This is a genomic window from Blastomonas natatoria (assembly GCF_003201955.1).
In the GTDB taxonomy this organism is placed as follows: Bacteria; Pseudomonadota; Alphaproteobacteria; order Sphingomonadales; family Sphingomonadaceae; genus Blastomonas; species Blastomonas natatoria.
This window is the reverse complement of the sequence record NZ_QJJM01000009.1, coordinates 165,829-188,946: the sequence shown is the minus strand read 5'-3', so window position 1 is coordinate 188,946 and position 23,118 is coordinate 165,829. Positions and strand designations below refer to the sequence as shown.

General features: G+C 60.1%; 20 protein-coding genes. 5 read left to right on the top strand and 15 right to left on the bottom strand.

Annotation, left to right across the window (positions count from 1 at the left end):
- Positions 1-95: 95 nt before the first annotated feature.
- The 3 genes from C7451_RS20280 to C7451_RS13100 are packed head-to-tail and all read left to right on the top strand — an operon-like array spanning position 96 to position 6,079.
- Entirely contained in the window at positions 96-2,801 is a 2,706-nt protein-coding gene (locus tag C7451_RS20280; RefSeq protein ID WP_244181869.1) for a hypothetical protein, read from the top strand.
- Positions 2,798-3,298 carry a hypothetical protein gene (locus C7451_RS13105; protein ID WP_110299411.1) on the top strand — a complete coding sequence of 167 codons (501 nt, stop codon included), beginning with the start codon at positions 2,798-2,800 and terminating at the stop codon, positions 3,296-3,298. The genes C7451_RS20280 and C7451_RS13105 overlap by 4 nt, the downstream gene beginning before the upstream one ends.
- Before the next feature lie 9 nt (positions 3,299-3,307).
- Positions 3,308-6,079, top strand: a complete 2,772-nt coding sequence (locus C7451_RS13100; protein WP_110299410.1) for a DEAD/DEAH box helicase — start codon at positions 3,308-3,310, stop codon at positions 6,077-6,079.
- 92 nt (positions 6,080-6,171) lie between these two features.
- Here C7451_RS13100 and C7451_RS13095 read toward each other — a convergent pair whose 3' ends face one another.
- A complete protein-coding gene (locus C7451_RS13095) occupies positions 6,172-6,924 on the bottom strand; it encodes an NYN domain-containing protein (RefSeq protein WP_110299409.1) in 753 nt (250 codons plus the stop codon).
- A 204-nt stretch (positions 6,925-7,128) separates the two neighbouring features.
- Between C7451_RS13095 and C7451_RS13090 the strand changes: the two genes are divergently transcribed.
- On the top strand, positions 7,129-8,025 hold the full coding sequence (locus C7451_RS13090; RefSeq protein WP_110299408.1) for a LysR family transcriptional regulator: 897 nt from the start codon (positions 7,129-7,131) through the stop codon (positions 8,023-8,025).
- On the opposite strand, the gene C7451_RS13085 is transcribed toward C7451_RS13090, so the two are convergent.
- From C7451_RS13085 to trbB, 11 genes are read right to left on the bottom strand one after another with little or no spacing between them, the layout of a single operon-like run.
- Positions 8,013-8,240 carry a DUF2274 domain-containing protein gene (locus C7451_RS13085; RefSeq protein ID WP_110299407.1) on the bottom strand — a complete coding sequence of 76 codons (228 nt, stop codon included), beginning with the start codon at positions 8,238-8,240 and terminating at the stop codon, positions 8,013-8,015. The genes C7451_RS13090 and C7451_RS13085 overlap by 13 nt on opposite strands.
- A 14-nt stretch (positions 8,241-8,254) precedes the next feature.
- The gene (locus C7451_RS13080; RefSeq protein ID WP_110299406.1) at positions 8,255-9,517 is read right to left on the bottom strand and encodes a TraB/TrbI/VirB10 family type IV secretion system protein; all 1,263 of its coding nucleotides are present in this window, start codon (positions 9,515-9,517) and stop codon (positions 8,255-8,257) included.
- Positions 9,514-10,425, bottom strand: a complete 912-nt coding sequence (gene trbG / locus C7451_RS13075; protein WP_110299405.1) for a P-type conjugative transfer protein TrbG — start codon at positions 10,423-10,425, stop codon at positions 9,514-9,516. Before trbG ends, C7451_RS13080 begins: the two co-directional genes overlap by 4 nt.
- Entirely contained in the window at positions 10,422-11,105 is a 684-nt protein-coding gene (trbF, locus tag C7451_RS13070) for a conjugal transfer protein TrbF (RefSeq protein WP_110299404.1), read from the bottom strand. Before trbF ends, trbG begins: the two co-directional genes overlap by 4 nt.
- Positions 11,106-11,126: 21 nt before the next feature.
- Positions 11,127-12,407 carry a P-type conjugative transfer protein TrbL gene (trbL, locus tag C7451_RS13065; protein WP_110299403.1) on the bottom strand — a complete coding sequence of 427 codons (1,281 nt, stop codon included), beginning with the start codon at positions 12,405-12,407 and terminating at the stop codon, positions 11,127-11,129.
- The gene (gene trbK-alt / locus C7451_RS13060; protein WP_110299402.1) at positions 12,404-12,658 is read right to left on the bottom strand and encodes a putative entry exclusion protein TrbK-alt; all 255 of its coding nucleotides are present in this window, start codon (positions 12,656-12,658) and stop codon (positions 12,404-12,406) included. Before trbK-alt ends, trbL begins: the two co-directional genes overlap by 4 nt.
- A gap of 1 nt (position 12,659) precedes the next feature.
- Positions 12,660-13,379, bottom strand: coding sequence for a P-type conjugative transfer protein TrbJ (trbJ, locus tag C7451_RS13055; RefSeq protein WP_110299401.1), 720 nt, complete (start codon positions 13,377-13,379; stop codon positions 12,660-12,662).
- Positions 13,376-15,832 carry a conjugal transfer protein TrbE gene (trbE, locus tag C7451_RS13050; protein ID WP_110299400.1) on the bottom strand — a complete coding sequence of 819 codons (2,457 nt, stop codon included), beginning with the start codon at positions 15,830-15,832 and terminating at the stop codon, positions 13,376-13,378. Before trbE ends, trbJ begins: the two co-directional genes overlap by 4 nt.
- Positions 15,829-16,113, bottom strand: coding sequence for a VirB3 family type IV secretion system protein (locus C7451_RS13045; protein WP_110299399.1), 285 nt, complete (start codon positions 16,111-16,113; stop codon positions 15,829-15,831). Before C7451_RS13045 ends, trbE begins: the two co-directional genes overlap by 4 nt.
- Positions 16,113-16,445, bottom strand: coding sequence for a TrbC/VirB2 family type IV secretion system protein (locus C7451_RS13040; RefSeq protein ID WP_110299398.1), 333 nt, complete (start codon positions 16,443-16,445; stop codon positions 16,113-16,115). The genes C7451_RS13045 and C7451_RS13040 overlap by 1 nt, the downstream gene beginning before the upstream one ends.
- Positions 16,442-17,425 (bottom strand): P-type conjugative transfer ATPase TrbB, encoded by a 984-nt coding sequence (trbB, locus tag C7451_RS13035; RefSeq protein WP_110299397.1) that lies wholly within the window; start codon positions 17,423-17,425, stop codon positions 16,442-16,444. Before trbB ends, C7451_RS13040 begins: the two co-directional genes overlap by 4 nt.
- A gap of 468 nt (positions 17,426-17,893) precedes the next feature.
- On the opposite strand from trbB, the gene C7451_RS13030 reads away from it, so the two are divergent.
- Complete coding sequence (locus C7451_RS13030) at positions 17,894-18,979, top strand: hypothetical protein (RefSeq protein WP_110299396.1); 1,086 nt, start codon at positions 17,894-17,896, stop codon at positions 18,977-18,979.
- 73 nt (positions 18,980-19,052) lie between these two features.
- Here C7451_RS13030 and C7451_RS20410 read toward each other — a convergent pair whose 3' ends face one another.
- From C7451_RS20410 to C7451_RS13015, 3 genes are all read right to left on the bottom strand, one after another.
- Positions 19,053-20,915: an ATP-binding protein gene (locus C7451_RS20410; protein WP_110299395.1), complete on the bottom strand. Its 1,863-nt coding sequence runs from the start codon at positions 20,913-20,915 to the stop codon at positions 19,053-19,055.
- Entirely contained in the window at positions 20,912-22,183 is a 1,272-nt protein-coding gene (locus tag C7451_RS13020) for an SIR2 family protein (RefSeq protein ID WP_110299394.1), read from the bottom strand. Before C7451_RS13020 ends, C7451_RS20410 begins: the two co-directional genes overlap by 4 nt.
- Before the next feature lie 538 nt (positions 22,184-22,721).
- Entirely contained in the window at positions 22,722-23,102 is a 381-nt protein-coding gene (locus tag C7451_RS13015; RefSeq protein ID WP_110299429.1) for a CopG family transcriptional regulator, read from the bottom strand.
- Between the last annotated feature and the right edge of the window lie 16 nt (positions 23,103-23,118).

Genomic DNA, 23,118 nt, shown 5'->3' with positions numbered 1-23,118 from the left:
GCACGAACCTCGGGTGAAAACTTGTTCGTTGTCTTGCTCATAAGGGCTCCACCTTCTCAGGAGTTGGAGCCTCCGACAATCCCGGGGCGGTTCATTTGCTGGCCGACATCGAAGCTGAGGTGAAGCCTCAGATAATGCCGTATTATTTCTGCGATGGACCGAATGGCGAGAAGGGAAATTGGACCCATCTGCCATCAAAGCGTGTGATGCCGCCCGAATTTGATCCGCTGTCGCTAGCGCCGGAGCAGAGGCCTGAATACCGCTATGAAGGCCCCGAGGTGATTTACACTTTCTGGTCCAAGCATGGCCCTTGTCAGGTCACCGGCTGCGGCCATCGTACACCGATAATGACCAGCTCCGTGATGGCGGTTAAAACGATCAGTGTGAAACACTGGGAGCATACCTGCCGGAATTGCCGCGCGGAATTCCATGTCGAAGAAAATGCAGCGCGTATGGCACCCGACGTGCCACTCTATGTTGCACCATCGGAGTACCCGCACTCCACCCTTGACCGCAAGAAGGGCGTGGTATGCCCCGAATGTGGTGAAACCCAACTGATCAATCTTGGCAAAGGCACAAATAAGAAGGTTGAGCTGACCCTGCTTGTGCACCCAGAATGGCTCGCCGGCAGCTCCAAGCAAGATTCTAACGGGCAGCCCTTTGGCGGTTCAGCGCAAGACGATGTCGCATCATCGACCAGGTGGGATCAGGAGCGCGCGTCAAAAATTCGGTTATTGGAAGTGCGAGGCGAACTGCCCGACGAAGTGACGTGCCCAGAAACCAATGTCACATTCGCGCCCGATGTCGGAACGGTTCCCAAGAAATCGAACTACGCCTGTGGCGCCTGCGGTACAGTCCAAGACGTTCTCGATACCATCAAGTCTTCGGGCAAGACTGGGCCAATGGCCGGCTACGCAGTCCAAGGGTATGCGCCAAAGCGAGACAAGAGCGGCGCTCCGTATAGTGGCCGGTTTTTTGCGCCCTTCGATCAGAACCATGCGGCACAATACGACGCTGCGTTGGCAGAATGGGAAGCCCGAAAGGAAACCGATTTAGCCGCATACTGGCCGCGGTCAGAGCTGCCATATGGTTTCATGACCCACCATTTGCAGGGTGGAGTTCCGAACCATGGATTCACCCATTGGTGGACGATGTTCAATCCACGGCAGCTGCTTGTGCATAGCCAATTGCTAAAATCTATCGCGACCATTGGTGATTATGACTGGCAGACTCGGGAATATGTTCTGGGTGCTTTTCAGCAGTATTTAAGAAATCAGTGCCTGTTCAGCTTTTGGAATCCGCAACGGGATACGCCGGAGCCAATGTTTTCAAACAATAATTATCATCCAAAATCGACTGTTGTAGAGAATTGCGTGTTTCCTGCACTTGGGCGGGGAAATTGGGCCTCAAGTACAGAAGGAGCACTGGAAGCTCGGGAATGGGCGCTGCAACCTTGGGAAGCGGTTAGTGCCGAGGGGCTAAAGCGTCGAGATCCTGACCTTGCTAGCGAGATTTCTGGAAAAAGCTTCAAAGTCTATCCATCAGATCCCGTCCGCGCAGCCGAACCATTCTGCGGCTCATCGACTGACCTGACGCAGGTGTCCGATGGCAGCCTTGACCTGGTCATCACGGATCCGCCGTTCGGCGGGCTGTTGCACTACTCCGAGCTTTCTGATTTCTTTTATGTCTGGCTTCGACTTGTCTTGAAGGACAAGTACCCAGATTATTACAGCGCTGAATATACACCAAAGTCTCTCGAGGCCGTGGCCAATCGTGCCCGTGAACCAGAAGACCCCGATGGTTTTTACAAAAGGCTCCTCACCCAATGCTGGCGTGAAGCACATCGCATCCTGAAACCGAGCGGGATTTTGGCGTTCACTTTTCACCACAGTGAAGACGAACCATGGGTTGCCGTGCTCGAGTCTCTTTTCGATGCAGGCTACTATCTCGAGGCGACCTATCCGATCCGTTCTGACGAGACAAAAGGCGACGGAGAGTTCGGATCAAAGACCATTGAGTACGACATTATCCACGTTTGCCGTAAACGCACGGAGGAGCCGACACCAGTCAGCTGGGGGCGCATGCGGCGCGAGGTAATGGCCGACGTGCGCCAACTGCAGGCAATGCTGGAAAATCATGCCAAGGAGGGGCTGCCAGCCGCCGACATCCAAGTGATCCGACGCGGTAAGGCGCTGGAGTATTTCTCTCGTCACTATGGCAAAGTCTATGTGGATGAAGGCAGACCGATCTCCGTCAAGGATGCGCTGGTCGGGATCAACCAGCTCATTGATGAGGACGCCGACAAGGGCAAAGAGCCGCCCCCGGTCAACGCGGAGCCGATCACGCGCCAGTTCCTACGCACGTTCGGCACCGCTACCGAGATGAAACGTGATCAGCTCCAGAAATTCCTCAAAGGCTCGATCACGACCCCTGACGAATTCGAACAGCGTGGTTGGTGCTCGGAAAAGAGCAAGGTTTTCACCCGCGTCAACCCACTCGACTTTGCCCGTGACTGGTCTGGTAAGCACAAGCGTCGCCTAACATCAGACTTGGATCAAGCTCTGGTACTGATCGGCTCCTGCTTCGATGGCAGCGGCATCAACGCGTCTGACACATTGAAAAACGAAAACTTCAAACCCCACGTGGCGCTGAAACCTCTGTTGGAATGGCTGCAACGGAACGGTCCGGACCAAGCCAACCGTAATGCGGCATCACGAGCGGTGACGATCTATAATTCCTGGGCCGCGTCCCAGGCGACCAAGCCTCAGCAGGGGTCGCTGTTTGAGGAGTATGATCTATGAAGCATACTCACGATACCGTCTGGCAGCGGCGTGGCACCAGCTGGATTTGGGATGAAGAAGCCCGCAATCAGGTCTGTGTGGCCAACGAGGTTTGGAGCCTGCGTCAGTTCCTACAGTCGGCAAGGAGCTGGCCGGAAGATCTACCGAGCAACCAGAACAACACGCTGGTCGTAGCGGGTCTGGAAGGTAGCCTTGACCTGCTGGCCCCTGGTGATGCCGAGGCGTGGCTAGCCGAAACAGTCAAAGACGCGATTCTCTCGTTCCAGGCACATTATGAAAGTGAGGCCGCTTTGATCTTTTGGCTGCCTTCAGGCCATGGGCGCATTAAATTTCATCCTGCAACAGACTCCGTCGAATGGCGCTGCGCTGCGCCCCATACTGATAGCCTATTGGCCTTCGGTCGTATTCTGTGGGGTGAAGCCAACGAGTACCCGCAGGAAATCCTGCTGCGTGAAGGCGCCAAGCCCGCAGGCCTCTTCCATCTGCGAATTACCTGAGGCCGACGCGTGGTTTCATCACCCCAGTTGCAGCCCGGCGAACGGATTACGCATCCAGAATTTGGCCAAGGCGTCGTCCTCGACCCTGCTCGTGACGGCTATCTCCGCGCCTTCTTCAGTGTCGGCGAACGCCGCGTGCCGGTCGCTGCGGTACGGCTCGAGCTCTCCCGCACCGAGCGTATTCTTCGGTCGGTTGAAGGCACCGAGGATCGGGCGCGCAAAGCTTGGCTCTCTTACGAGGCGCACGTCCTACCGCTGATGGAAAGCGCATCGGCGCTGACGTCGGCCCGCATCGACCTTTTGCCGCACCAGGTGGTCCTTACACACCGGATTGCGACGGCTTCACCCCGCAGGTTTCTGATCGCTGACGAGGTCGGTCTGGGCAAAACGATCGAGACGGCGCTGGTCCTCAGAGAACTTGCCAGTCGGGGAGAACTCAACCGCGCGCTCATGGTGGTGCCGGCAGGGCTGGTGAATAACTGGCAGCGTGAACTGAACGAAATCTTCGATCTCGACTTCGAGGTTTTCGGTTCAGAAGGTGACATCACCGATCGAAAGACCAACGCATTCGCGAAGCATGACCTGCTGATTGCGAGTATCGATACGCTTAAGCGACCAAATCGGATCAAGCGCCTTTTGGACGCCCCAAGGTGGGATCTGGTGGTCTTTGACGAGGCCCATCACCTTACCGCCTACAGGACCGGTGGGAAGGTCAAGAAAACCGAAAACTACAAGCTGGCGGAGGCTCTTAAGGGGCATACGCGGGACCTCCTCCTGCTATCGGCCACGCCTCATCAGGGCAATCACTTCCAATTCTGGATGCTGATCCAGCTGCTCAATCCGACCTTGTTTGGCGGACCCGAGGAGATGGTGGAGCACAGGCACCGCCTGAATACGGTCATGTACCGCCGGACGAAGGCGGACGCCTGCAAGCCAGACGGTCAGCCGCTGTTTTCCAGGCGCTGGGTACACACCGAGTCTTTCCTTATGCAGGAGCAGGAACGCGACTTTTACGAAAAGTTGCGGGAGTATCTCGAGGACGGTTTCGATCTGGCCAAGCGCAAAGGTAACCAAGGGCGGGCTTTAGGCTTTCTGATGGCGATTTTCCAGAAGATCGCGGCTTCGAGCTTCGCTGCTGTCCGCCGGACCTTGAAGCGTCGTCTCTTGATGCTGACACTCAAGGAAGCCCTTCTCCGCGACCGCGAGCTCGATATCGAAGGTCGCGAGCGACTGTACGATGAAGCCCGCGAACTGATCCATCTGGAATGGGACCTCGGCCGCGACCCGATGGGGCATAGCGAAGTCGACCGAGTGATGGCTGATCTCAAGTATCGGCTTGCAAGAAAGCTCGACGACGATGCTCTGGAAATGGCCTCGGATCCCTATGGCAGCGAATTTGCTGCGTCGCATGTCGAAGATATCGCCTCGTCGGTCGTGGATCTTCATCTGCCGGAGGAACGGCTGCGTATCGGGGACCTGCTCGAATCGTTCCCGCCATCACGCGAGACCAAGGTCCAAAAGCTGCTGGATGGTTTGGGAACGCTTTGGCGTCAAAATCCTGGCGAGAAGGTCGTCATCTTTGCGACCTATCTCGGTACGGTCGATCTGATCGCCCGTGAGATCGAGCAAGCGTATCCTGGCCAAGGCGTTGTCGTGCTGCGCGGCGGCGACCATGGCGCCAAGACCGCGGCTGAGCGCCGCTTCCGGATGAAAGATGGCCCCCGTGTTCTGGTCTGCACCGCAGCCGGGCGTGAAGGGATCAATCTTCAGTTTGCCCGTATCCTGTTTAATTTCGATCTACCCTGGAATCCGATGGATATGGAGCAGCGGATCGGGCGCATCCATCGCTACGGCCAGACACATACTGCGCAGGTCTATAATCTCGTTCTTTCCGACACGATTGAGGGGCGGATATTCCTTCTCTTGGATGACAAGCTCACCGAGATCGCCCGGACGTTGGGCAAGGTTGACGATCAGGGCAATGTCGCTGAGGATCTCCGGGCCCAGATTTTGGGCCAGCTATCCGAACGCTTGAACTACGACCGCGTCTATCAGGAGGCGCTGTCTGACCCCACCCTGCAACGAACCACCGTAGAACTCGAGGCTGCGCTATCTAATGCCAGAGAGGCACGGGAGGTCGTGTTTGATCTGTTCCAAGACCTCGATGGATTCAGCCTCGACGAGTATCAGCCATTTTCAGACGTCTCGACGGGGATGGGGCGGATCGTCCAGTTCATGTCATCCTCTCTTCCCGACCGACACCAACGGCTCGCAAAGGTGGATGATCAAACCTACGATCTGATTGCCGCTGATGGGTCACGCAAGGCGCGTTTCACGCTCGATCGCGATGTCGCCACCAGCCAGGAAGGCATCGAATTGCTCGGCTTGGACCACCCGTTGGTTCAGGAAGAGCTGGGCCGCTGGAGGGGGCTGGAGCCAGAACATCTGGGCCTGTCCGTATCCAGCGATGACATCAGCCAGACCCTTCTGTCGTTCTGGATTGTTGAGTCCGCTGTCGCGAATGGTGAGCGGCGGACCACGATCCAGACAATTGCAGTTCAGCCGGACGGCACACGGATGCCTGCTGTCGAAAGGCAGTCGGCCCTGTACCTGAACGCACCGGTCGCTAGATCCTTCTTGACTGCTGAAGAAAGGCTCGGGCTCTTCACGAATGTGGTCGAGCCGACCCTGCAACGTGAACTCAAACACAAGGGCTTAGCCACTGGCGATGGCAGCTATTCTGCCGAGCTAATTGGGTACGTGGAAATTTCGGACAGATAAAATGCGAGGGTTTCTCGCCTGTAGAGTTGGCAGCCCCGATAGATGTCCCAAACCACGCAATTGAAATGGGAGACGGTATTTCGCCGTGGTATCTATTTTTTGCCCTTGGCGTTGACGATTTTAACCCGGATTTGGACATGACCTGACTCCGTTCTCCGGACCTCGAAAGCGCCCGCCTTGTCGACGAGATCGCTGAGCTTGGCTTGACCATAGGTGCGCGGATCGAAATCCGAGGCAAGTTCAGCGAGACGCTGACCCACTCGGCCCAAGGGAACCCAGCCACCGTCATCGTCCAGCTGCGCGATGGCCTTGCGAATAAGCGGGGCGGCCGTGCTTGGGGCTTGTTTGGCTGCCGCGGGACGCAGGTCGGCGCGTTCGGGCTCTTCCGAGGTCGGCGCCTCAGGCAGAAGATTTTCCGTGTAGATGAAGCGTCGGCAGGCCTGGCGGAAGCTCTCGGGGGTTTTCTGCTCGCCAAAGCCATAGACGTCGATGCCTTGCTCGCGGATGCGGGCCGCAAGCCCGGTGAAATCACTGTCTGACGAAACCAGGCAGAATGCATCGAAACGCCCGGTATGCAAAAGGTCCATGGCGTCGATCACCAGCGCTATGTCGGAGGCGTTTTTTCCCGTCGTGTATGCAAAGTTCTGCTGCGCCCGGATTGCGTGTGTTGAGAGCACGTCGGCCCACGACTTGAGGCGGGTTCCGGAAAAGTCCCCATAGATCCTGCGAACGCTGGCCTCCCCGATTTTTGCGATTTCCTCGAAGAGGCGAGTAGCGATTCGAGATGAGGCGTTGTCTGCGTCAATCAGTACAGCAATGCGCGGGGCGCGTGGTTCAATGGACATTGTCGTCGGATAGCGTGGAGCCGTTAAAGATTCGCTCCAGAGAGCGTCCGCCATTGTTGAAATCCTGTGTCCTTAACTACGCAGAGCCGACAAGTACGAACACTGACGACCGTCCCAAACCTAACCATTTCAAAGAATTCGTGTTGCGAAATGGGCGTGTTTGCGCCTCAATGGTCAAAATATAGACGTCAGGGGAGCGGCTGTGTGACGATCGAAGCTCGGCAATTGCGCTATGCGGTTCTTACCGCCGATATGAACAGTTTGTCCCGCGCGGCAGCAGCTTTGCATATGCGACAATCTACGCTGAGCCAGCGCGTAACACAGCTCGAAGATCAGCTCGGCATCAAACTGTTCAACCGTTCGACACGCGGAGCGGAGCCGACCGAGATGGGGAGGGTGTTCATTGAGTCGGCACGGCGCATCCTAACGGATATCGACAATCTGCAAACCACGGCGCGTGCAGTCAGTTATGGCGAACAGGGCCGCCTCGCGGTGGGGTACAGTTCGTCGCTGATGGCCGGGAACCTCAAGCAGACCTTTGCCGACTATTTGACGCGGTTCCCGGACGTGCAGTTCGACGGGGTGGAGGCAGGGCCCGAAAAGCTTATGCATTCCCTGCAATCACGAACAATCGATGTCGCGGTCGCACCGACCGGCATGGAAGAGAGTGGCGTCCGCTCACGTCGGGTTTGGTCGGATCGGCTCATGGTCACCCTTCTCGATGGCCACCGGTTGCTCGAAAATGATCGGATCTATTGGACCGACCTTCGGCGGGAGGTTTTCGTTGTGCCGAGCGGCGGCATAGGGCCGATCGTCGCCAACCTCCTTGCGGCTCGCCTGACCGAGCAGGGCTATCGTCCAAACATCATCACCCAGGACACCAGTCTTGAAAGCGTCCTCAGCATAGTATCGGTCGGACGCTTCATCACTGTGGTGACCGAAGCATCGCAAGGGGTCACCTGGCCTGACCTCAATTTCCGGGAAATCCATGACCAGAACGGCACGGCACGGCTGGAATTTTCGGTCTACTGGCGCGACGATAATGAAAATCCCGCTCTGCAGCGCTTTTTCACCCTCATCAACGAACGCTACCCTGTCTGAATCGACTTTCGAGCCTTCGAGAAACCTCGGTCGGTAGTGATGAAGCGCTCCAGCATGGGCGGGATGAGCCGCTCGACTGTGGGGGCACCCTTGGGATCCCCGCCGTTCACCGCAAGCGCGTACGCCGTCAGATCCCGATGCAGTCGCGCTGATATTTCCAAGGTAAGCCGGACGGGCTTTTCGTCTGCGAGATCAGCGAGTTTAAGGCGGGTCATCGGGGCACTCCTTGTTAGAATGGTTCAAGGACCAGATCGCGTGTGACCACAATCCTCAAGGTGAACCCTGGTCGTACAGTCAGGGTCGGCGGTACGTTGAGCTGGCGTTGCACCACCTGCCGTCCGGTTTGGTTGACCGTATCTTGGGTCCCGAAACGCAACGCGCGGACGAGGTCGCTATCGTCGCTGGCGACGAGTTCTGTCCCCGCTCCCAATAGGGTGGAAATCAGAGCGGTCTTCAGCATGTTGCCCCAGTGATAATCGGTGCGGTCTTCAAGACCTGCCATGCCGGCGGCATCCGCGCCCGGCAGGCGGTCGAGCAAGATCGAATGACCACCCGGAAAAATGAGCCGATCCCATGCCAGCAGCACACGGTTCTGGCCTGCTGCGACACCACTGTCATACTCGCCGATCAGGCGTGATCCCTGCGGTATCAGCAGAATGCGTCCGGTCGGGCTGTCATAGACATTCTGGGTCACCTGCGCCGTGATCTGGCCAGGCAGATCTGAACGAATGCCGGTGATCAGCGCTGCGGGAATGATGCTGCCAGCCTGCACGACATGGGGAGAGCTGAGACGCATGATCCGTTCCGGGCTTTCCGTCACGCGACTTCCGCGCTGCTCAAGAAATCCACGGCGGTTAGAGGTCGGCGTCGGCAGGGGCACCTGAGAAGCGGCGGAGATGTCGTTCGAGATTGCCGACTGCAGACCACCAGCTGAAGGCGTGCGGTTGTCACTATTGCGTGTGCCGCCAGCGAGGAAAAGCTGACTCGTTCGCGCACTGTCGCGTTCCTGCGCGGCTCGTTCCCGCGTCTGCTCAGCGGCTGCACGCCTCGGATCCGGCGTTGGCGTGCCATTGGCCGGCGATCCGATTGGGGGGATCGGGACATTTTGACCATCCTGTTGTGCAGCGACGATCGGCCTTCCCAGATCACCCGGTAGCGGAGGCCCTAGTTTGGGGACATCGCTATAATTTGCAGGGGCGCCCGTTACCTGATCAGCGCGATTGCGACTGTTGGTATCGTAGAGGTTTTCCGGCGGTACAGGCGTCTTGGGCTGAAGAGCGTAAAATAACGAACTGCCAATAGCGACGCTGGCAGCCACGCCAAGCGTTGCAAGAGCCTTGCGCGATAGCCGCATTACGCGTGGGGGCTCTCCGCCAAGGCGAAAGCCGTCCGGGCTGGACGGCGCCACCGGGGCTTCCTCGTTCAGCTTGTCGGACTCGTCCTCGTGCTGGTCGTCGGCAGACGGCGGATCAATATGGGACGGCGTTTTCATGCCCGCCCCCTGCTGCGGGGAATTTCGCGTTGGATGCGAACCTGACGGACATTGCGGCCAGCACCGAGGCGCAACTCGGCCTTATCGAACAACCGGTCGACAACCATGTAGCGTCCTTGCACCCGATAATTGACGAGTTCCGCCGAACCGTCTGCACCAACTACGAACAAAGGAGGCATATCGCCGTTGGCGATGCTTGCCGGAAATTCGATGAAGACCTGCCGCCCATCATCAAAGACACGTACCGGTCGCCATGCCGGCCGGTCTCCTGACAAGCGATAGTCAAAGCTAAGAGACGAAAAGTCGATTCCAGCGGCAACCGGGGCGCTGCGCTCGGTCTCGGCTTCAGCGTTGCGCAGAGCAATCAGGGCGTCCTGCGGATAGGACCATGAGACCGCTGCCATATAGGTGGAAGTCGTGGCGCTCAGCTCCAGGTGATAGGTGCGGCGATTGGTGTTGATCACGAGATTGGTGCTGATATCGGCCCGCGTCGGCTTCACCAAAATGTGGACGCGGCGCATGAGGCCGCTGCCGCTCACCGTATCTCCAATGATCCAGCGGACCGTATCGCCCGACGCGACCGGCCCCGGCCCAACCAGCTCCTCCCCTTCCTGGAGCATGATATTGGTGACATGCCCCGGCGAGGTGTAAATCTGGAACAGGGCACCTTCAGCATAGGCATATTGCTGGATCGCATTGAAATAGCTTGTCCGCTCCGGTTGTACGCGCGCCGCAGCATTCGCACGCCCGATGCGTGTGCGCGGGTCTGTGGGCTCGGGTGTGGCCACCGGCGGCTGCGCCAAAGAACGTGCGGGAGCCTCGCTGGCGAAAACGGGGACAGGCATGCCGCCGATCGCGATTGCCGAGAGAAGGATCGAAAAGCGCAGCACGCGCGAATGGGGGATCATTGGCTAAGCTCCTTTGACCAGTTGATGGCGTTGACAAACAGGCCGAGCGGATTCTTTCGCAGGGCGTCCGGGGTACGTGGCGGCTGCACGACTGTGGTCAGAATGGCAGACCAACGAGAGGTTTCGATCAGCGCCCCGTCCTGGTAGCGCCGCTCGGTCCATGCGACGCGGAAGCTGTCGTTCGATGCACGGATGACGCTTGAGACATCCACTGCGACTTGGACCTTGCCGACTTGGGCGAATGGATCGTTGCCGCGCGCATAGTCATTGAGTGCCTGTGCGCCCCGATCAGTGGTGAAGTCGTAAGCTCTCAGCCAGTCCTGCCGCAGCACAATGGGATCGGCCGGAATGGAGCGCACCTGCTCAATGAAACGGGCGAGGTGGAAGGCCATTTGCGGATCGGTTGGACGAAAATCGGCATCTGCCGGCGCAATGGCCTGAGCCTGCCCCAATTTGTCGACCTCGACCACCCAAGGGGTGATTGTGCCGCGTGCGGATTGCCAGACCAGACCTCCTGCGAGCCCACCCGAGAGAACGAGACAGCCAAAAAAGGCGAGGCGCCAGTTCCTGGCCTGAACACGGGCCGAACCGATCCGGTCATCCCAGACCTGGGCTGCGCGTTGGTACGGAGTGATCGGTTCGGGACTGGTACCATAGCGGATGGATGGGCGTCGGAACATGGGAAGGACCTCTTGAGTGATTCAGCTCTTGTCAGTGATGTCGGGGCCTTGACCGCTGGAGTGGCTATCGCCGCCCTTGAGCGTGTGCGCCGCAATCGAGGCGCCCTGGCTCATCGCCTGCCGCTGCCGCATGGCAGTGGCCCAAGCCGGTGGGCCATCGGAGGATGAAGTTGCGGCGGCGCTTTTCGGCGCGCCTTCCCTTGCCGCAGCATAGTTGGCCTTGAGGTTGTCGGCGGCACGCCTAAGGGGCGAGGTCGCTGCGCCTGCTGCGGACTTTGCGACGTTGCCGAGGCCAGAGGTGACGGCAGCTCTGCCAGACTTCCCGGCAGCCCCAGCCGAGTAGGCGCCGGAAGCCCCACCTGCCGCGCGAGCACCGCCACTGGCGGCACCAGCCATGGCTGATCCTGCGGCACCGGCGGCGAGTTTCGCACCAGCGATGCCGCCAGCGAGAGTTGCGCCGGCAGCGATCGCCGTTCCGGCAGCAGCTCCTGCACCGAGTTGTGGGCCCCCTGCAACGATCCCATTGGCGATGCTCGGTCCGAAGATGCCCAGGCCAAGAAGCGTCAATGCGGCAAGGGCGATGGCCATGACTTGCTGGATGTCGGGTTCGACCCCCAGGCCAGCGTTGATGAACTGTGCGAACAATGTCGTGCCGATGCCGGTGATGACGGCCAGCACCAGCACCTTGATCCCGGAGGAAATGATGTGGCCGAGCACGCGTTCGGCCATGAAGGCAGTGCGTCCGAAAAAGGCGAAAGGCAGCAGGACAAACCCCGCCAGGGTGACCAACTTGAACTCGATGATTGTGACGAAGACCTGGATCGCCAGCACGAAGAACGCGATGACGACGATCAGCCACGCGATCAGAAGGATCAGGATCTGCACGAAATTGGTGAAAAGACCGACGGGGCCGACCAGGTCCGCTGTCGCATCGAGCAGGGGCTGGCCGGCGTCGAGACCGGTGGCAGCAACGACGCCCGGGCGCATGAAATCGCCCATGGCCATGCCGCTACCACTGGCCTGAAGCCCGAGTCCGGCAAAGCTCTGAAGCATGATACCGGCAAGGCTAGAGAAATTGCCGATAATGAATGCGAAGGTGCCGATGTAGAGCGTCTTCTTGATGAGCCGCTGCAGCACATCTTCGTCCGTTCCCCAGGCCCAGAAAAGCGCCGCAATGGTCACATCGATGACGATCAGGGTCGAGGAGAGGAACGCCACTTCGCCGCCGAGCAGGCCAAAGCCACTGTCGATGTACTGGGTGAAGACCGCCAGAAACTGGTCGATTACGCCGGCGTCATTCATGGCTGACGGTCCCTTCCGTGGAAAAATCGCGTGCGTTCGGCATCCCAAACAGCGTCGCAGGGGGCTTCCGGCACGGTGATCGTCCGGCAGCGCTTGAGTTCGGCAGAATAGGCCTTGGGGCGCGGTGCCTCGTCAGGAACGAGGATCGGAGCCGATGGTGGCGCAGTCGGCCGGGTCGTCGAAACAACTGCGACCGCCGCAAGCAAGCCACCGAATGCTGCTGCCGCGGCAAGTTTGACCACCCGGCTCATTTCAATTGCGGGTCCGGAAACGCCGGAAGCGCTCGCGGCCTTCGGCCTCAGTGGCAGCATTGCGCGCGGCTTCGAGCGATTGGGCACGGCCTTGCGCGGCAATGGCTGCGGTCAGGTCGGCGAGCTGCTGTGTCTGCAGTGCCAGCAGCTGGTTACCGGCCTGTGCAGCCTGAAGGGCACCGGTGGCCGATTGGCTGGCACCAACCAGAGTGGTGATTGAGCTGCGGGTCGCGCCAAGATTTCCTACGATCCCGGCCTGCACCTTCATCGCATCTTCGAATGCACCGACGCTGTCCTGCCAACGCGCATTCGCGTTGGCGACCATCTGGGCTTGCCCCGCCGAGAGGGCCGAGCCTTTGTAGCGTCCGTTGAACACTTGCTGGACGTCGGTCACATCGTAGGCGATCCGCTGCGCCTGGTTGAGCAACTGCCGAGTCTGGTCGACTTGGCTCTGCAGCGTCTCAATCGTCGAGATCGGCAGACTGGTCAGATTGCGCGCTTCGTTGATCAGGCTCGTGGCCTGATTCTGAATCTGCTGGATTTGGTTGTTGATCTGCTGAAGCGACCGGGCGGCCGTCATCACGTTCTGGGCATAGTTGGAGGGGTCATAGACTATCCCTCCGAACTGGGCATGGGCCGGGACAGCTACGATCGCGGTGCTGACCATCGCGGCGGCAAGGCTGACGGCAATCGCCGTATGGCGAAAGAGGGGCATCTTCATTGATCAGGATCCTTCTCCTGGGATGCGGGCGGCAGGGGAGGAAGCAGCTCGGCCGCCCATTCGAGGCTGCGGTGCCGGAGCCAAGCCGCCGCAAAGCCTTCGCTGCAATGCTCGGCAACGAGTTCGGCTATGCGCGTCTGGTCGGATTTGGAGGACGCGGCGCTGAAAGCGAGTGCGATCTCGCCAAGGCCCAGCTCGAACAATCGGTTGCCGCGCCGCGACTGGCAGTAATAGTCACGCTTCGGTGTTGCCCGGCTCAGGATCTCGATCTGGCGATCATTGAGGCCGAACCGCTCATAGACCCGTGCGATCTGCGGTTCGGCTGCGCGCTCGTTGGGCAGAAAGATGCGCGTCGGGCAGCTTTCGATGATGGCTGGAGCAATGGCCGAGGTCTCGATGTCGGCCAGGCTCTGCGTGGCGAAGATGACGCTGGCGTTCTTCTTGCGCAGCGTTTTCAGCCACTCGCGCAGCTGTGCAGCAAACGCCGGGCTGTCGAGCACGAGCCAGCCTTCATCGATGATGATCATGGTGGGCGAGCCATCAAGCCGCCCTTCGATCCGGTGAAAAAGATAGGCGAGAACCGCCGCAGCCGAGGATGCACCAATCAGGCCTTCGGTCTCGAACGCCTGCACTGATGCTTTCCCGAGCCGTTCCTGTTCGGCGTCGAGCAACCGACCCCAGGGACCGCCTACAAGATAGGGCGAGAGGGCTTGCTTCAGCTCCTGCGATTGCAGCAATACGGCAAGACCCGTGAGGGTGCGTTCTGAGGGAGGGGCCGACGCAAGTGAGGTCAGCGCCGACCAGAGATGTTCTTTGGCCGCAGGGTCAACATTTACACCTTCGCTGGCGAGCAAGGCGGCCAGCCATTCGGCGGCCCAAGCGCGTTCGCCAGGGTTGTCGATGCGGGCGAGCGGTTGCAGGGCAACGGCATTGTTGTCCTCGTCATCGGCGCTGAGTGCCCCGCCGAGATCCTGCCAGTCGCCGCCCATTCCTAGCGCTGCGGCCCGGATCGATCCCCCAAAATCGAAGGCGAAGATCTGGGCGCGGGCATACCGCCGGAACTGGAGCGCCATAAGCGCCAGGAGCACGGATTTCCCCGCCCCTGTCGGTCCGACAATGAGGGTATGTCCGACATCGCCGACGTGAAGAGAAAGGCGGAACGGGGTCGAACCTTCGGTCTTGCCGTAAAGCAAGGGGGCGTCACCGAAATGCTCGTCCCGTTCCGCTCCCGCCCATACTGCTGACAGGGGGATCAGGTGGGCGAGATTGAGAGTTGAAATTGGAGGTTGGCGGACATTGGCGTAGACATGGCCGGGGAGTGACCCGAGCCATGCTTCGATCGCGTTCATCCCCTCGATCGTGCAGGTGAAATCTCGGCCCTGTATAACCTTTTCAACCAGGCGCAGCTTCTCGGCCGCAAGCGCGGGATCGGTGTCCCATACGGTGACAGTAGCGGTCACATAAGCAATGCCGGCATGGTCGGCGCCGAGCTCCTGCAGTGCCATGTCAGCATCGGCGGCCTTGTTCGAAGCGTCTGAGTCCATGAGCACCGATTGCTCGTTGGTCATCACCTCCTTCAGGATGGCTGCGACCGACTTGCGCTTGGCAAACCATTGGCGACGGATTTTGGTCAGAAGCTTGGTGGCATCAGTCTTGTCGAGCATGATCGCGCGGGTCGACCAGCGGTAAGCGAAGGCTTGCCGGTTCAGCTCGTCGAGCAGTCCTGGAAAGGTTGCCGTCGGAAAGCCGGTTATCGTGAGCGTGCGCAAATGCGCGTTACCCAGTTTGGGTTCGAGACCACCGGTCAGCGGCTCATCGGTCAGCAAAGCATCGAGATAGACTGGCGTTTCGGGCACCCGAACACGCTGGGCCTTGGTAGAAACCGTGCTGTGCAGATAGGTTAGCGTCGCACTATCATCGAGCCAGCCCGTCTCGGGCATGAAGCCTTCTACCAGATGCAGGACGCGGTCTGTGCGATCGGCGAAGGATTTGACGAGTTCTTTGGGATCGACGCCTGTGGCCGCTTTTCCTTCATACAGCCATCCTTCGGCACGGGCTGCATCTTCCGGTGGCGGCATCCAGAGGAACGTAAGGTAGTAGCTGCTCTCGAAATGCGCGCCCTCCTCCCGGAATTGTTCGCGCCTTTCCATGTCGATCAGCGCCGAGACGGGATCCGGGAAACTGCTCTGCGGATAGGCCTGCGCGGGCACGCGTTGTGCTTCGACAAACACGGCCCAGCTGGAACCTAGACGGCGCAGGGCATTGTTGAGGCGCGAGGTCACCGCCACCAATTCGGCGGGCGTGGCACTGTCGAGATCGGGTCCGCGGAAGCGCGCCGTGCGCTGGAACGATCCATCCTTGTTCAGCACCACGCCCCGCCCCACCAGCGCGACCCAGGGGAGGAAGTCTGCGAGGCTGGCGGATTTGGTCCGATATTCCCGGAGCGACATCATGGCCGCACCCAGGTCGGATACTTGAGGTGGCGGCGCGCGACATCGACGAACTGCGGGTCGCGCCGGGCTGCCCAGACCGATAGCGCATGGCCGATTGCCCAGATGGCAAGGCCGGCGAGCCACAGCCGCAAGCCGAGGCCAATGGCGCCGGCCAGCGTGCCATTGACAATGGTCAAGGCCCGGGGGGCACCAGCGAGCAGAATAGGTTCCGCCAGCGCGCGGTGCACTGGCGCAAAAAAGCCCGCGATGTCGTCCGGACCTGCAGTTGAACCTTGGCCCATCAGATCAGCGCTCCGCCGCCGAAGCTGAAGAAGCTCAGAAAGAAGCTCGATGCGGCAAAAGCAATCGACAGGCCAAAGACGATCTGGATCAGTCGGCGAGAGCCGCCCGACGTATCGCCGAAGGCGAGGCTGAGGCCAGTAATGATGATGATGATCACCGCAACGATCTTGGCGACCGGCCCCTCGATGCTCTCGAGGATGGACTGGAGCGGCGCTTCCCACGGCATTGATGATCCGCCGGCACGTGCCGGAGTGGCGGTCGCGAGCAGGACGAAGGCGCTGGTAGCGGCAAGGGCAGCGCGATCAGCGCCGCGCCGAAGGGCTTGGGTCATGGGGTGTCTCCTTGGGTGTGGGTGGCGGCGATAAAGCGATAGTCGCCGGTGACAGGGTCAAGTCCGTCGATGCGGGCCAGTTCGGCGAGCCGCCGTCCGGTGCCATCACGGACAAGCACGGCGACAAGGTTGATGGTCTCGGCAATCAGCGCGCGCGGGACAGTGACAACTGCCTCCTGAATGAGCTGCTCCATGCGCCGCAGCGCTCCGATCGCGCTTCCGGCATGGATTGTTCCGATGCCGCCGGGGTGACCAGTGCCCCAGGCTTTGAGGAGATCGAGCGCCTCTGCGCCCCGCACTTCGCCAATCGGGATCCGGTCAGGACGAAGCCGAAGGCTGGAGCGCACGAGGTCGGAGAGGGAGGCTACGCCCTCTTTGGTCCGCATCGCGACAAGATTGGGCGCGCAGCATTGCAGCTCGCGGGTGTCTTCGATCAGCACGACCCTATCGGTGGTCTTGGCGACCTCTGCGAGCAGCGCGTTGGTCAGCGTCGTCTTGCCGGTGCCAGTGCCTCCGGCGACCAGGATGTTCAGCCGATCTGCCACGCCGGACCGAAGCAGGTCTGCTTCGGGTCCGGACATGATCTCGGCATTGACATAATCTTCCAGCAGAAACACCGCCACAGCAGGCTTGCGAATGGCAAATGTGGGAGCAGCCACCACCGGTGGCAGCAGTCCTTCGAACCTTTCCCCGCTTTCCGGCAGCTCCGCAGACACGCGGGGCGCATCGCCGTGAACTTCGGCACCGACATGATGGGCCACGAGCCGGATGATGCGCTCACCATCGGCTGCGGTGAGCTGCACCCCGGTATCGGACAGCCCCAAGCCCAACCGATCGACCCAGAGCCGCCCATCAGGATTGAGCATGATCTCGATGACCTGCGGGTCGGCAAGCCAGGTCGCGATCGACGCGCCCATTGCCGTGCGCAGCATGCGTGCTCCGCGTGATCGTGCTTCAATTCGGAGCGGCTCAACGCCCATCGGATACCCCGCTTCGGGAGCAGGACAAGATCGTCCTGCTCGACGGGGACGATTAAGAGACGCAGAAAAGGTGGATATTCAACAAGGATTTAGCGTCGTAGTAGCAGGGCGCAGAAAAACAGGGACAAGCGTAGTTTGCGTACCTTCGAGTTCTGCAAAGAGTGCAAATTTTTTCCTCATGAGGTAGGCCGGTGCTGAATATCGGACTCTCGGCAGTCGGCACGAGAATGCCGCTATTCCCGATCACTTCATGAAGATAGCCGTTGCCGACCCAACATACGCCGTTCCGATACGGTGGGGCAAATGTCAGCTTACTGCGCCTTCATATGCCGTTCTGACCTCCTTCGAACCTTTCGATCGACGCCCGCGCCGGCGTTCCGGTGACAATTTGCAGACGCGAATCATGATATACGACCCGGCGCCAATTTAGGCGTTTGAGACAAATTTATCGTGATTAGGGGCTTGTCGATGGTCAAAGAAGAACATTCCTTCCTTGGAACATTCGGGATGGATCTCGTGGAGATCATGGCCGCGGTAGAGCGCGCCCAGTCTTTGCTTAAGGATAAGCAGATAATTCGGGGCATGAATGAATTCGATGCTGCCATGCTTGGGGTAGGAAAGCGCAAAAGCGATGCCCTCCGCGGCACTGGTGCCTGGCTTGCTGATGCCGGGAACGCTGCGATGATTCTCCTGCTGAAGGAGAATCTGGCCAACTTGGACGATTGGAAGCTGGTGCTCGACCGCGTGCTTATCCATCCGCCCAGCTATCGCGACCTCGCTGACTGGTGGCTCTTCTTCTCGGCGCTTGACGCGCAGACCGGGTTTCAGCTCGAACGCTGCACTTCCAACAAGCTAGAGGGGCGCTTGACTGGGCACCTCCTTGAAGCCTTATCCACCCAAGGAAAAATCTGGTCCGCAGCGCTTGCTCCGCTCATCGCACGCACCGGCGCAACCCTTGCGATCAGCGAAATCGATCTGGAAGTTGGCGGCGGCGAGCAGACGAATGGTGGTGATTTTGGCATTATACTCGACTTTGACGGTAGGACGGTCCAGCCGGGAGCCAAGAAGGGGCCAGACGAGCGCCGGATCGTTCCGCTGATCTTTCAAGCCAAGCGCTACCAAAGACCGATCGCAAACGTTTCACAGACCAATCCGACAAGGGGTCCGCAGCGCGACCTCCTCGCCAGTAACGTCTGCGCTTCAGCTTATATCTTTTACGATAATGGCGGGAATGAAGCTACGCCGCTACCCCCGCTCGTAAAGCCGGTAGAAAAAGTGCCCACCGCTACGAAGACCAACGTGCTGGAACATAGTCTCGACTTCGCGACCTACCTGCTTCAAGCGGCGACTAATCCGACCTGCGCACCGAGGGCGATCTCCGCCGACGACGCGTTGGCAATGATCTTCACAAAGGCAGAGGCGAAGGACCTGACCGACCTTGTTGTCGTTTCGACGGATCCCGAAGCTGGCAATCGCTATCGCTCAAGTCTTGCACTCCTCAATTATAGGCTCAGCCAGTCCGGAGATGAGGAGGAACACGTCCACCGAGACTGATCGGTCCCTCGGGGCCCGACTATGCCCGCGCATCCAGGCTATGATGGCAGTACTATAGTCCCGCGCCAAATTTTCAGAATGGCACCTCGTCGTCGAGATCGTCCGCAAATTGCGGGTTTGTCGGCTGAATCGGCGGCGGAGAAGGAATAACGGCAGCTTGGGTCGGCGGCGGCGATATTGGGTTCGGTGGGGCCGGGATCGGCGGAACTGGAACCGGTGGGACGGGAAGTGCCGCCGCCGCACGCTCTCTGCGCCCGCGCCAAAAGCTCTGGAACTCCGGTCCCTTCGAATCCGGTGGATATTCGGGCGGGTGGATGAACAGCGGCACGGGGGCGGGGATATCGGGGCCGATCACTACCGCTTCGCCGGGCGCCAGCATCGGCACGAACTGCGCGGCACCGCGATCGAGGTCGCCGCAGGCGCGCTCGACCGTTTCGCGGTCCTGATCGTTGGTGAGCCGGTGCACGAACAACGTGCCGAGCTGGCTCATCACGTCCTGCGGGATGTCCCTCGGCCGCTGCGTGGCAAGGACGCAGGTCAGGCCGTATTTGCGGCCTTCCTTGGCGATCAGCCCAAAGGAATCGAGCTTTACTGTGCTGTGCTCATCGCCGACCGAGCGTCCGAGGAACTGATGCGCCTCGTCAAGGAATACAACCAGTGGCGACGTGCGGAATGCGCCAGCTCTGGCTTCGGCCAGCAGGAACCGGCCGATGACGTTAAGCAGGATTTCGCGGGTATTGTGCTCGAACCGCACATCCTTGAACGAGATGACCGCGATGTCGCGGCTATCGTCGGCCAGAAACGCGCGCAGCTCGGTCACTAAAGACGTGCCGTTGGTCTTGAAGATGCATTCGAGCTCGCGTGAGCCGAGCAGCGTGTTGATCCGCGCAATCAGCGATTCACAATAGCCGAGCGAATTCTGGTCGGTGTTGCCAAACGCCGCAGCATTGCCTTGGCCGCTCGCCCAGACGCATTCGTTCTTCACCTGCTCGGCAAGGTTGGCAATGTCGAAGTCGCACGCCGGATCGTGTAGCTGCGCGGCATGCGCGTGCAGCGCGTTGAAATAAGGTGCGCGCGGTCGTCCGGCCTTTTCGATCAGGCCGTTATTGACGAACACTCCCGCTGGCGGCGCGGCAGCGCTGGCCGCGACCAGCTTGAGGCTTTTGATTGCTTCCCTGAGCCTTGGACCCTGACTCTGGCCAGACGGCCTGAACAGCGAGAACAGATCGTCCTCGGTGATTTGGCGATAGGGGAAATGGACGCGCCTTGCCGCCCCTGCGGGTGCGTCGAACACGAAGACTTCGTCGACATTGCCCATGTCGGCGAATTCGCCGGTCGGATCGAGCACGATCGCCCGGCCGCCAGCCTTCTTCAACTGCTGGACCAGCGTGGCGACGGTCCAGCTTTTGCCGCCGCCAGTCGCGCCGAACACCCCGCAATGCCGGCCGAAGATCTTCTCGGGCGGCAGGCAGACATCGACGCCGTCCGCGGCATCGATCCGCCCGATGCTGAGCGTCAGCTCGTCCTCATTGGCCACCGCATTGCGGATCAGCGTCGTCAGCTGACTCGGTTCGGCAAGATAGACGCCGTCGCCAATACGCGGAAAATCGGGCAGGCCGCGCCGGAGCTTGTTCGAGCGCTGCTCGACCGCCGCCAGCAGCTGGATCTTGCCGATCGGATTGGTGACCGCGGATTTGCCGAGCGACGGTTCGACCGTCAGCCGCTCGGCATCGGGAATCTTGGTCTCGACGATCCGGCCGAGAATCTGAAACCGCTCGCAATCGACGAACACGAAGTCGCCGACCGCGCCGAGCGACAGCCCGCGCCGCTCAGGCACCGCCGCCGCATTGGGCAGATTCACATGAACATAGGACGCGGTAGCTTGGGTGATCGTGCCGATATAGCGTTCTGGATTGATCGGGTTGATGCGGGTCACGTCGTCGGCGCCCCCAGGTCCCGGAGCGTTCTGACACGCTGCATGTGCCGCTCGCGGTCGGTTTCGCCGACCAGGTCGGGAAGAGCGGAAACTAGATCCTGAAACCGGCCGTTCATGAGATGGATACGCGCATCGCCGCCCGCCACCATGCGCTTGAACGCAGCAAGGAACGGGTTCCCGGGATCGGCGACGGCGGGCATCGTCTGCGGTGCGGCATCGAGCTCGGCCGGCGGCACGAATGCCGGATCGCAGATGACCAGTCGCAGCGACATATTGGCCTCGACCGCCGAAAGGATCGGCCGGCTGATATGGTCGTCATTAAAGCCGAACCCCGAAATCAGCAGCGCCGTGTCGGGCTCGCGCAGCGCCGCTTGGAACGCTCCGATCATGTCGAGATAGGGCGCCTCGAAGCTCTCCTGATATTTGCTCGAGCGCGGATAGATCAGCACCGGCTTTCCTTCCGGACCCCGCGACCGGTAGATGTCGGCGGCCTGCCGGCGCCAATCGAGCGAGCCGTGTAGCTTGTAGAGGTGGAAGACATTCTCGATGTAATCGGGCGCGTCGCGCTGGCCCGAGCGGCGCACGATGTCGAATTCGAAATGGCTGCGGTCATAGACCTGATCGAGACCGTGCGAGAAACCGTCGATGATCGTGAACCGGTGCCGCCGCGCCGCTTCCTCGAAGCACAGGTCATAGTTGGTCGTGAACAGCTTCGACCGTGCCTTACGCACGCCGCGGCGCCCGATTTTCTGGATCAATCCCGCATGGGCATCGAGGTTGGTGGTGCGATCGACAAAGTCGACGCGGGCAAGGATCGCCTGTTCGGCCGCTTCCACGAAATCATGGATCCGGATGTAGGTCGGATCGGTCACCGCGGTCTCGTGCAGCTCCAGATAAAGTTTGCACAGTGTCAGCAGCCGCTCGATATTGTCGTCGATCTTCGCGCTGGCAAAGGTATCACACACCGCCTGGAACGCCGGTGCGCCGACCTTTGTCTGCACCGCTACCCAGACGTCCCACATGCCCGCCGGCGAGAGCTTGGCCGCGTCGTTGGTCGCCGCGAACGACGAACCGGTGCCGGTCAGCACGACGACATTGGTCGCATTCAGGACATTGAGCAGGGCGCTTTCGACGGCGCGCTGAGTCCCCGCTTCCTCGATGCGCTCGCCGTCGGCACTCATCTTGTCCTTGAACAGCCGCCAGCCGTCGTCAGACACGAACAGGCGAAGATGTGCAGCATCGGCTGCCTTGCCATTCCAGTACGTCATCCGCCCCCAAACCACATCATTCCCATGGCCCGGCAGCCTAGCATCTTTTATCGCACAGGGCAGTGCGGAAGTGCTGCATTTAAGAATCCACTATCCACCCGATTGGGGTCGTCCCACTTTCCGCAGTTCGGCGTTATCGCCGCTCCCGGCGGAGGCGCCATCGAGCACGATCAACAGATATCTGCTTCGGGCGCCGCTGGCCGAAGTTTGCATGACGAGTATGTGGCCTATCAGCTTCAGTTGACGACTGATCGAAGGTCGGCTTTCCGCATCGGGTTACCCGAAAGCTGCAAAACCGGATCCGGCGCCACTTCTGTCGCGGTTCGATACCACTCAGGCGAACGCCGAATGTCTGCTCTAAACATAGAGCTGACGTTCCGCCCGGCGCTTTTGAACGGCAAGAAAGTCCCAGATCCAGACCATCTTACCAACATTTTTCGGAACTGCGGAAACGGCATTTGATGGCAACACGCAATGGGTGATTGCATGACCCAAATGAAACCGCCGGAAAGCCCAGGAAGCTTCGCTGAGCCCTTCCTTAACCTTCAACCTCATCCCGCAACTTCGGCCCTGCCTCCATCCTCTTTGCCAATGACTCCACAAAGGCTTGATACCGCTTCTTGCCCGTCGCCTGTGCCGCGCGCATAGCCTCGTCGGGCAGCGGCGCATTGCTGGTCAGCCAGAACCGCACGAAGATCGCGAATGCTTCATTCGACAGCTCGACATGCCATTCAAGGCGCTCAAGTTGCCTTGATAACCGGTCGAGCCGTTTGGTCAGAACAGCCTCGACCCGCTCCTCATGGTCAGGCGTGAGCATTGAAGCGAGCGCGGCTTCCAAGACTTCGGTTTGCGACACCCGCCTGGATCGCGCACGCTCCGAAAGCTGTCGCGCCAGGTGGGCATCGATCCGGAATGTCATCTTTTGACGATCAGGC

What these genes read in the sequence shown, in the direction of transcription:
- C7451_RS13040 (WP_110299398.1), bottom strand. Translation starts at nt 16,445, where the DNA reads ATGACCCAAGCCCTTCGGCGCGGCGCTGATCGCGCTGCCCTTGCCGCT.
- trbF (WP_110299404.1), bottom strand. Translation starts at nt 11,105, where the DNA reads ATGTTCCGACGCCCATCCATCCGCTATGGTACCAGTCCCGAACCGATC.
- C7451_RS13020 (WP_110299394.1), bottom strand. Translation starts at nt 22,183, where the DNA reads ATGACGTACTGGAATGGCAAGGCAGCCGATGCTGCACATCTTCGCCTG.
- C7451_RS13095 (WP_110299409.1), bottom strand. Translation starts at nt 6,924, where the DNA reads ATGTCCATTGAACCACGCGCCCCGCGCATTGCTGTACTGATTGACGCA.
- C7451_RS13045 (WP_110299399.1), bottom strand. Translation starts at nt 16,113, where the DNA reads ATGGGCCAAGGTTCAACTGCAGGTCCGGACGACATCGCGGGCTTTTTT.
- trbB (WP_110299397.1), bottom strand. Translation starts at nt 17,425, where the DNA reads ATGGGCGTTGAGCCGCTCCGAATTGAAGCACGATCACGCGGAGCACGC.
- C7451_RS13080 (WP_110299406.1), bottom strand. Translation starts at nt 9,517, where the DNA reads ATGAAAACGCCGTCCCATATTGATCCGCCGTCTGCCGACGACCAGCAC.
- C7451_RS13105 (WP_110299411.1), top strand. Translation starts at nt 2,798, where the DNA reads ATGAAGCATACTCACGATACCGTCTGGCAGCGGCGTGGCACCAGCTGG.
- trbL (WP_110299403.1), bottom strand. Translation starts at nt 12,407, where the DNA reads ATGAATGACGCCGGCGTAATCGACCAGTTTCTGGCGGTCTTCACCCAG.
- C7451_RS13015 (WP_110299429.1), bottom strand. Translation starts at nt 23,102, where the DNA reads ATGACATTCCGGATCGATGCCCACCTGGCGCGACAGCTTTCGGAGCGT.
- trbJ (WP_110299401.1), bottom strand. Translation starts at nt 13,379, where the DNA reads ATGAAGATGCCCCTCTTTCGCCATACGGCGATTGCCGTCAGCCTTGCC.
- trbG (WP_110299405.1), bottom strand. Translation starts at nt 10,425, where the DNA reads ATGATCCCCCATTCGCGCGTGCTGCGCTTTTCGATCCTTCTCTCGGCA.
- C7451_RS13085 (WP_110299407.1), bottom strand. Translation starts at nt 8,240, where the DNA reads ATGACCCGCCTTAAACTCGCTGATCTCGCAGACGAAAAGCCCGTCCGG.
- trbE (WP_110299400.1), bottom strand. Translation starts at nt 15,832, where the DNA reads ATGATGTCGCTCCGGGAATATCGGACCAAATCCGCCAGCCTCGCAGAC.
- C7451_RS13030 (WP_110299396.1), top strand. Translation starts at nt 17,894, where the DNA reads ATGGTCAAAGAAGAACATTCCTTCCTTGGAACATTCGGGATGGATCTC.
- trbK-alt (WP_110299402.1), bottom strand. Translation starts at nt 12,658, where the DNA reads ATGAGCCGGGTGGTCAAACTTGCCGCGGCAGCAGCATTCGGTGGCTTG.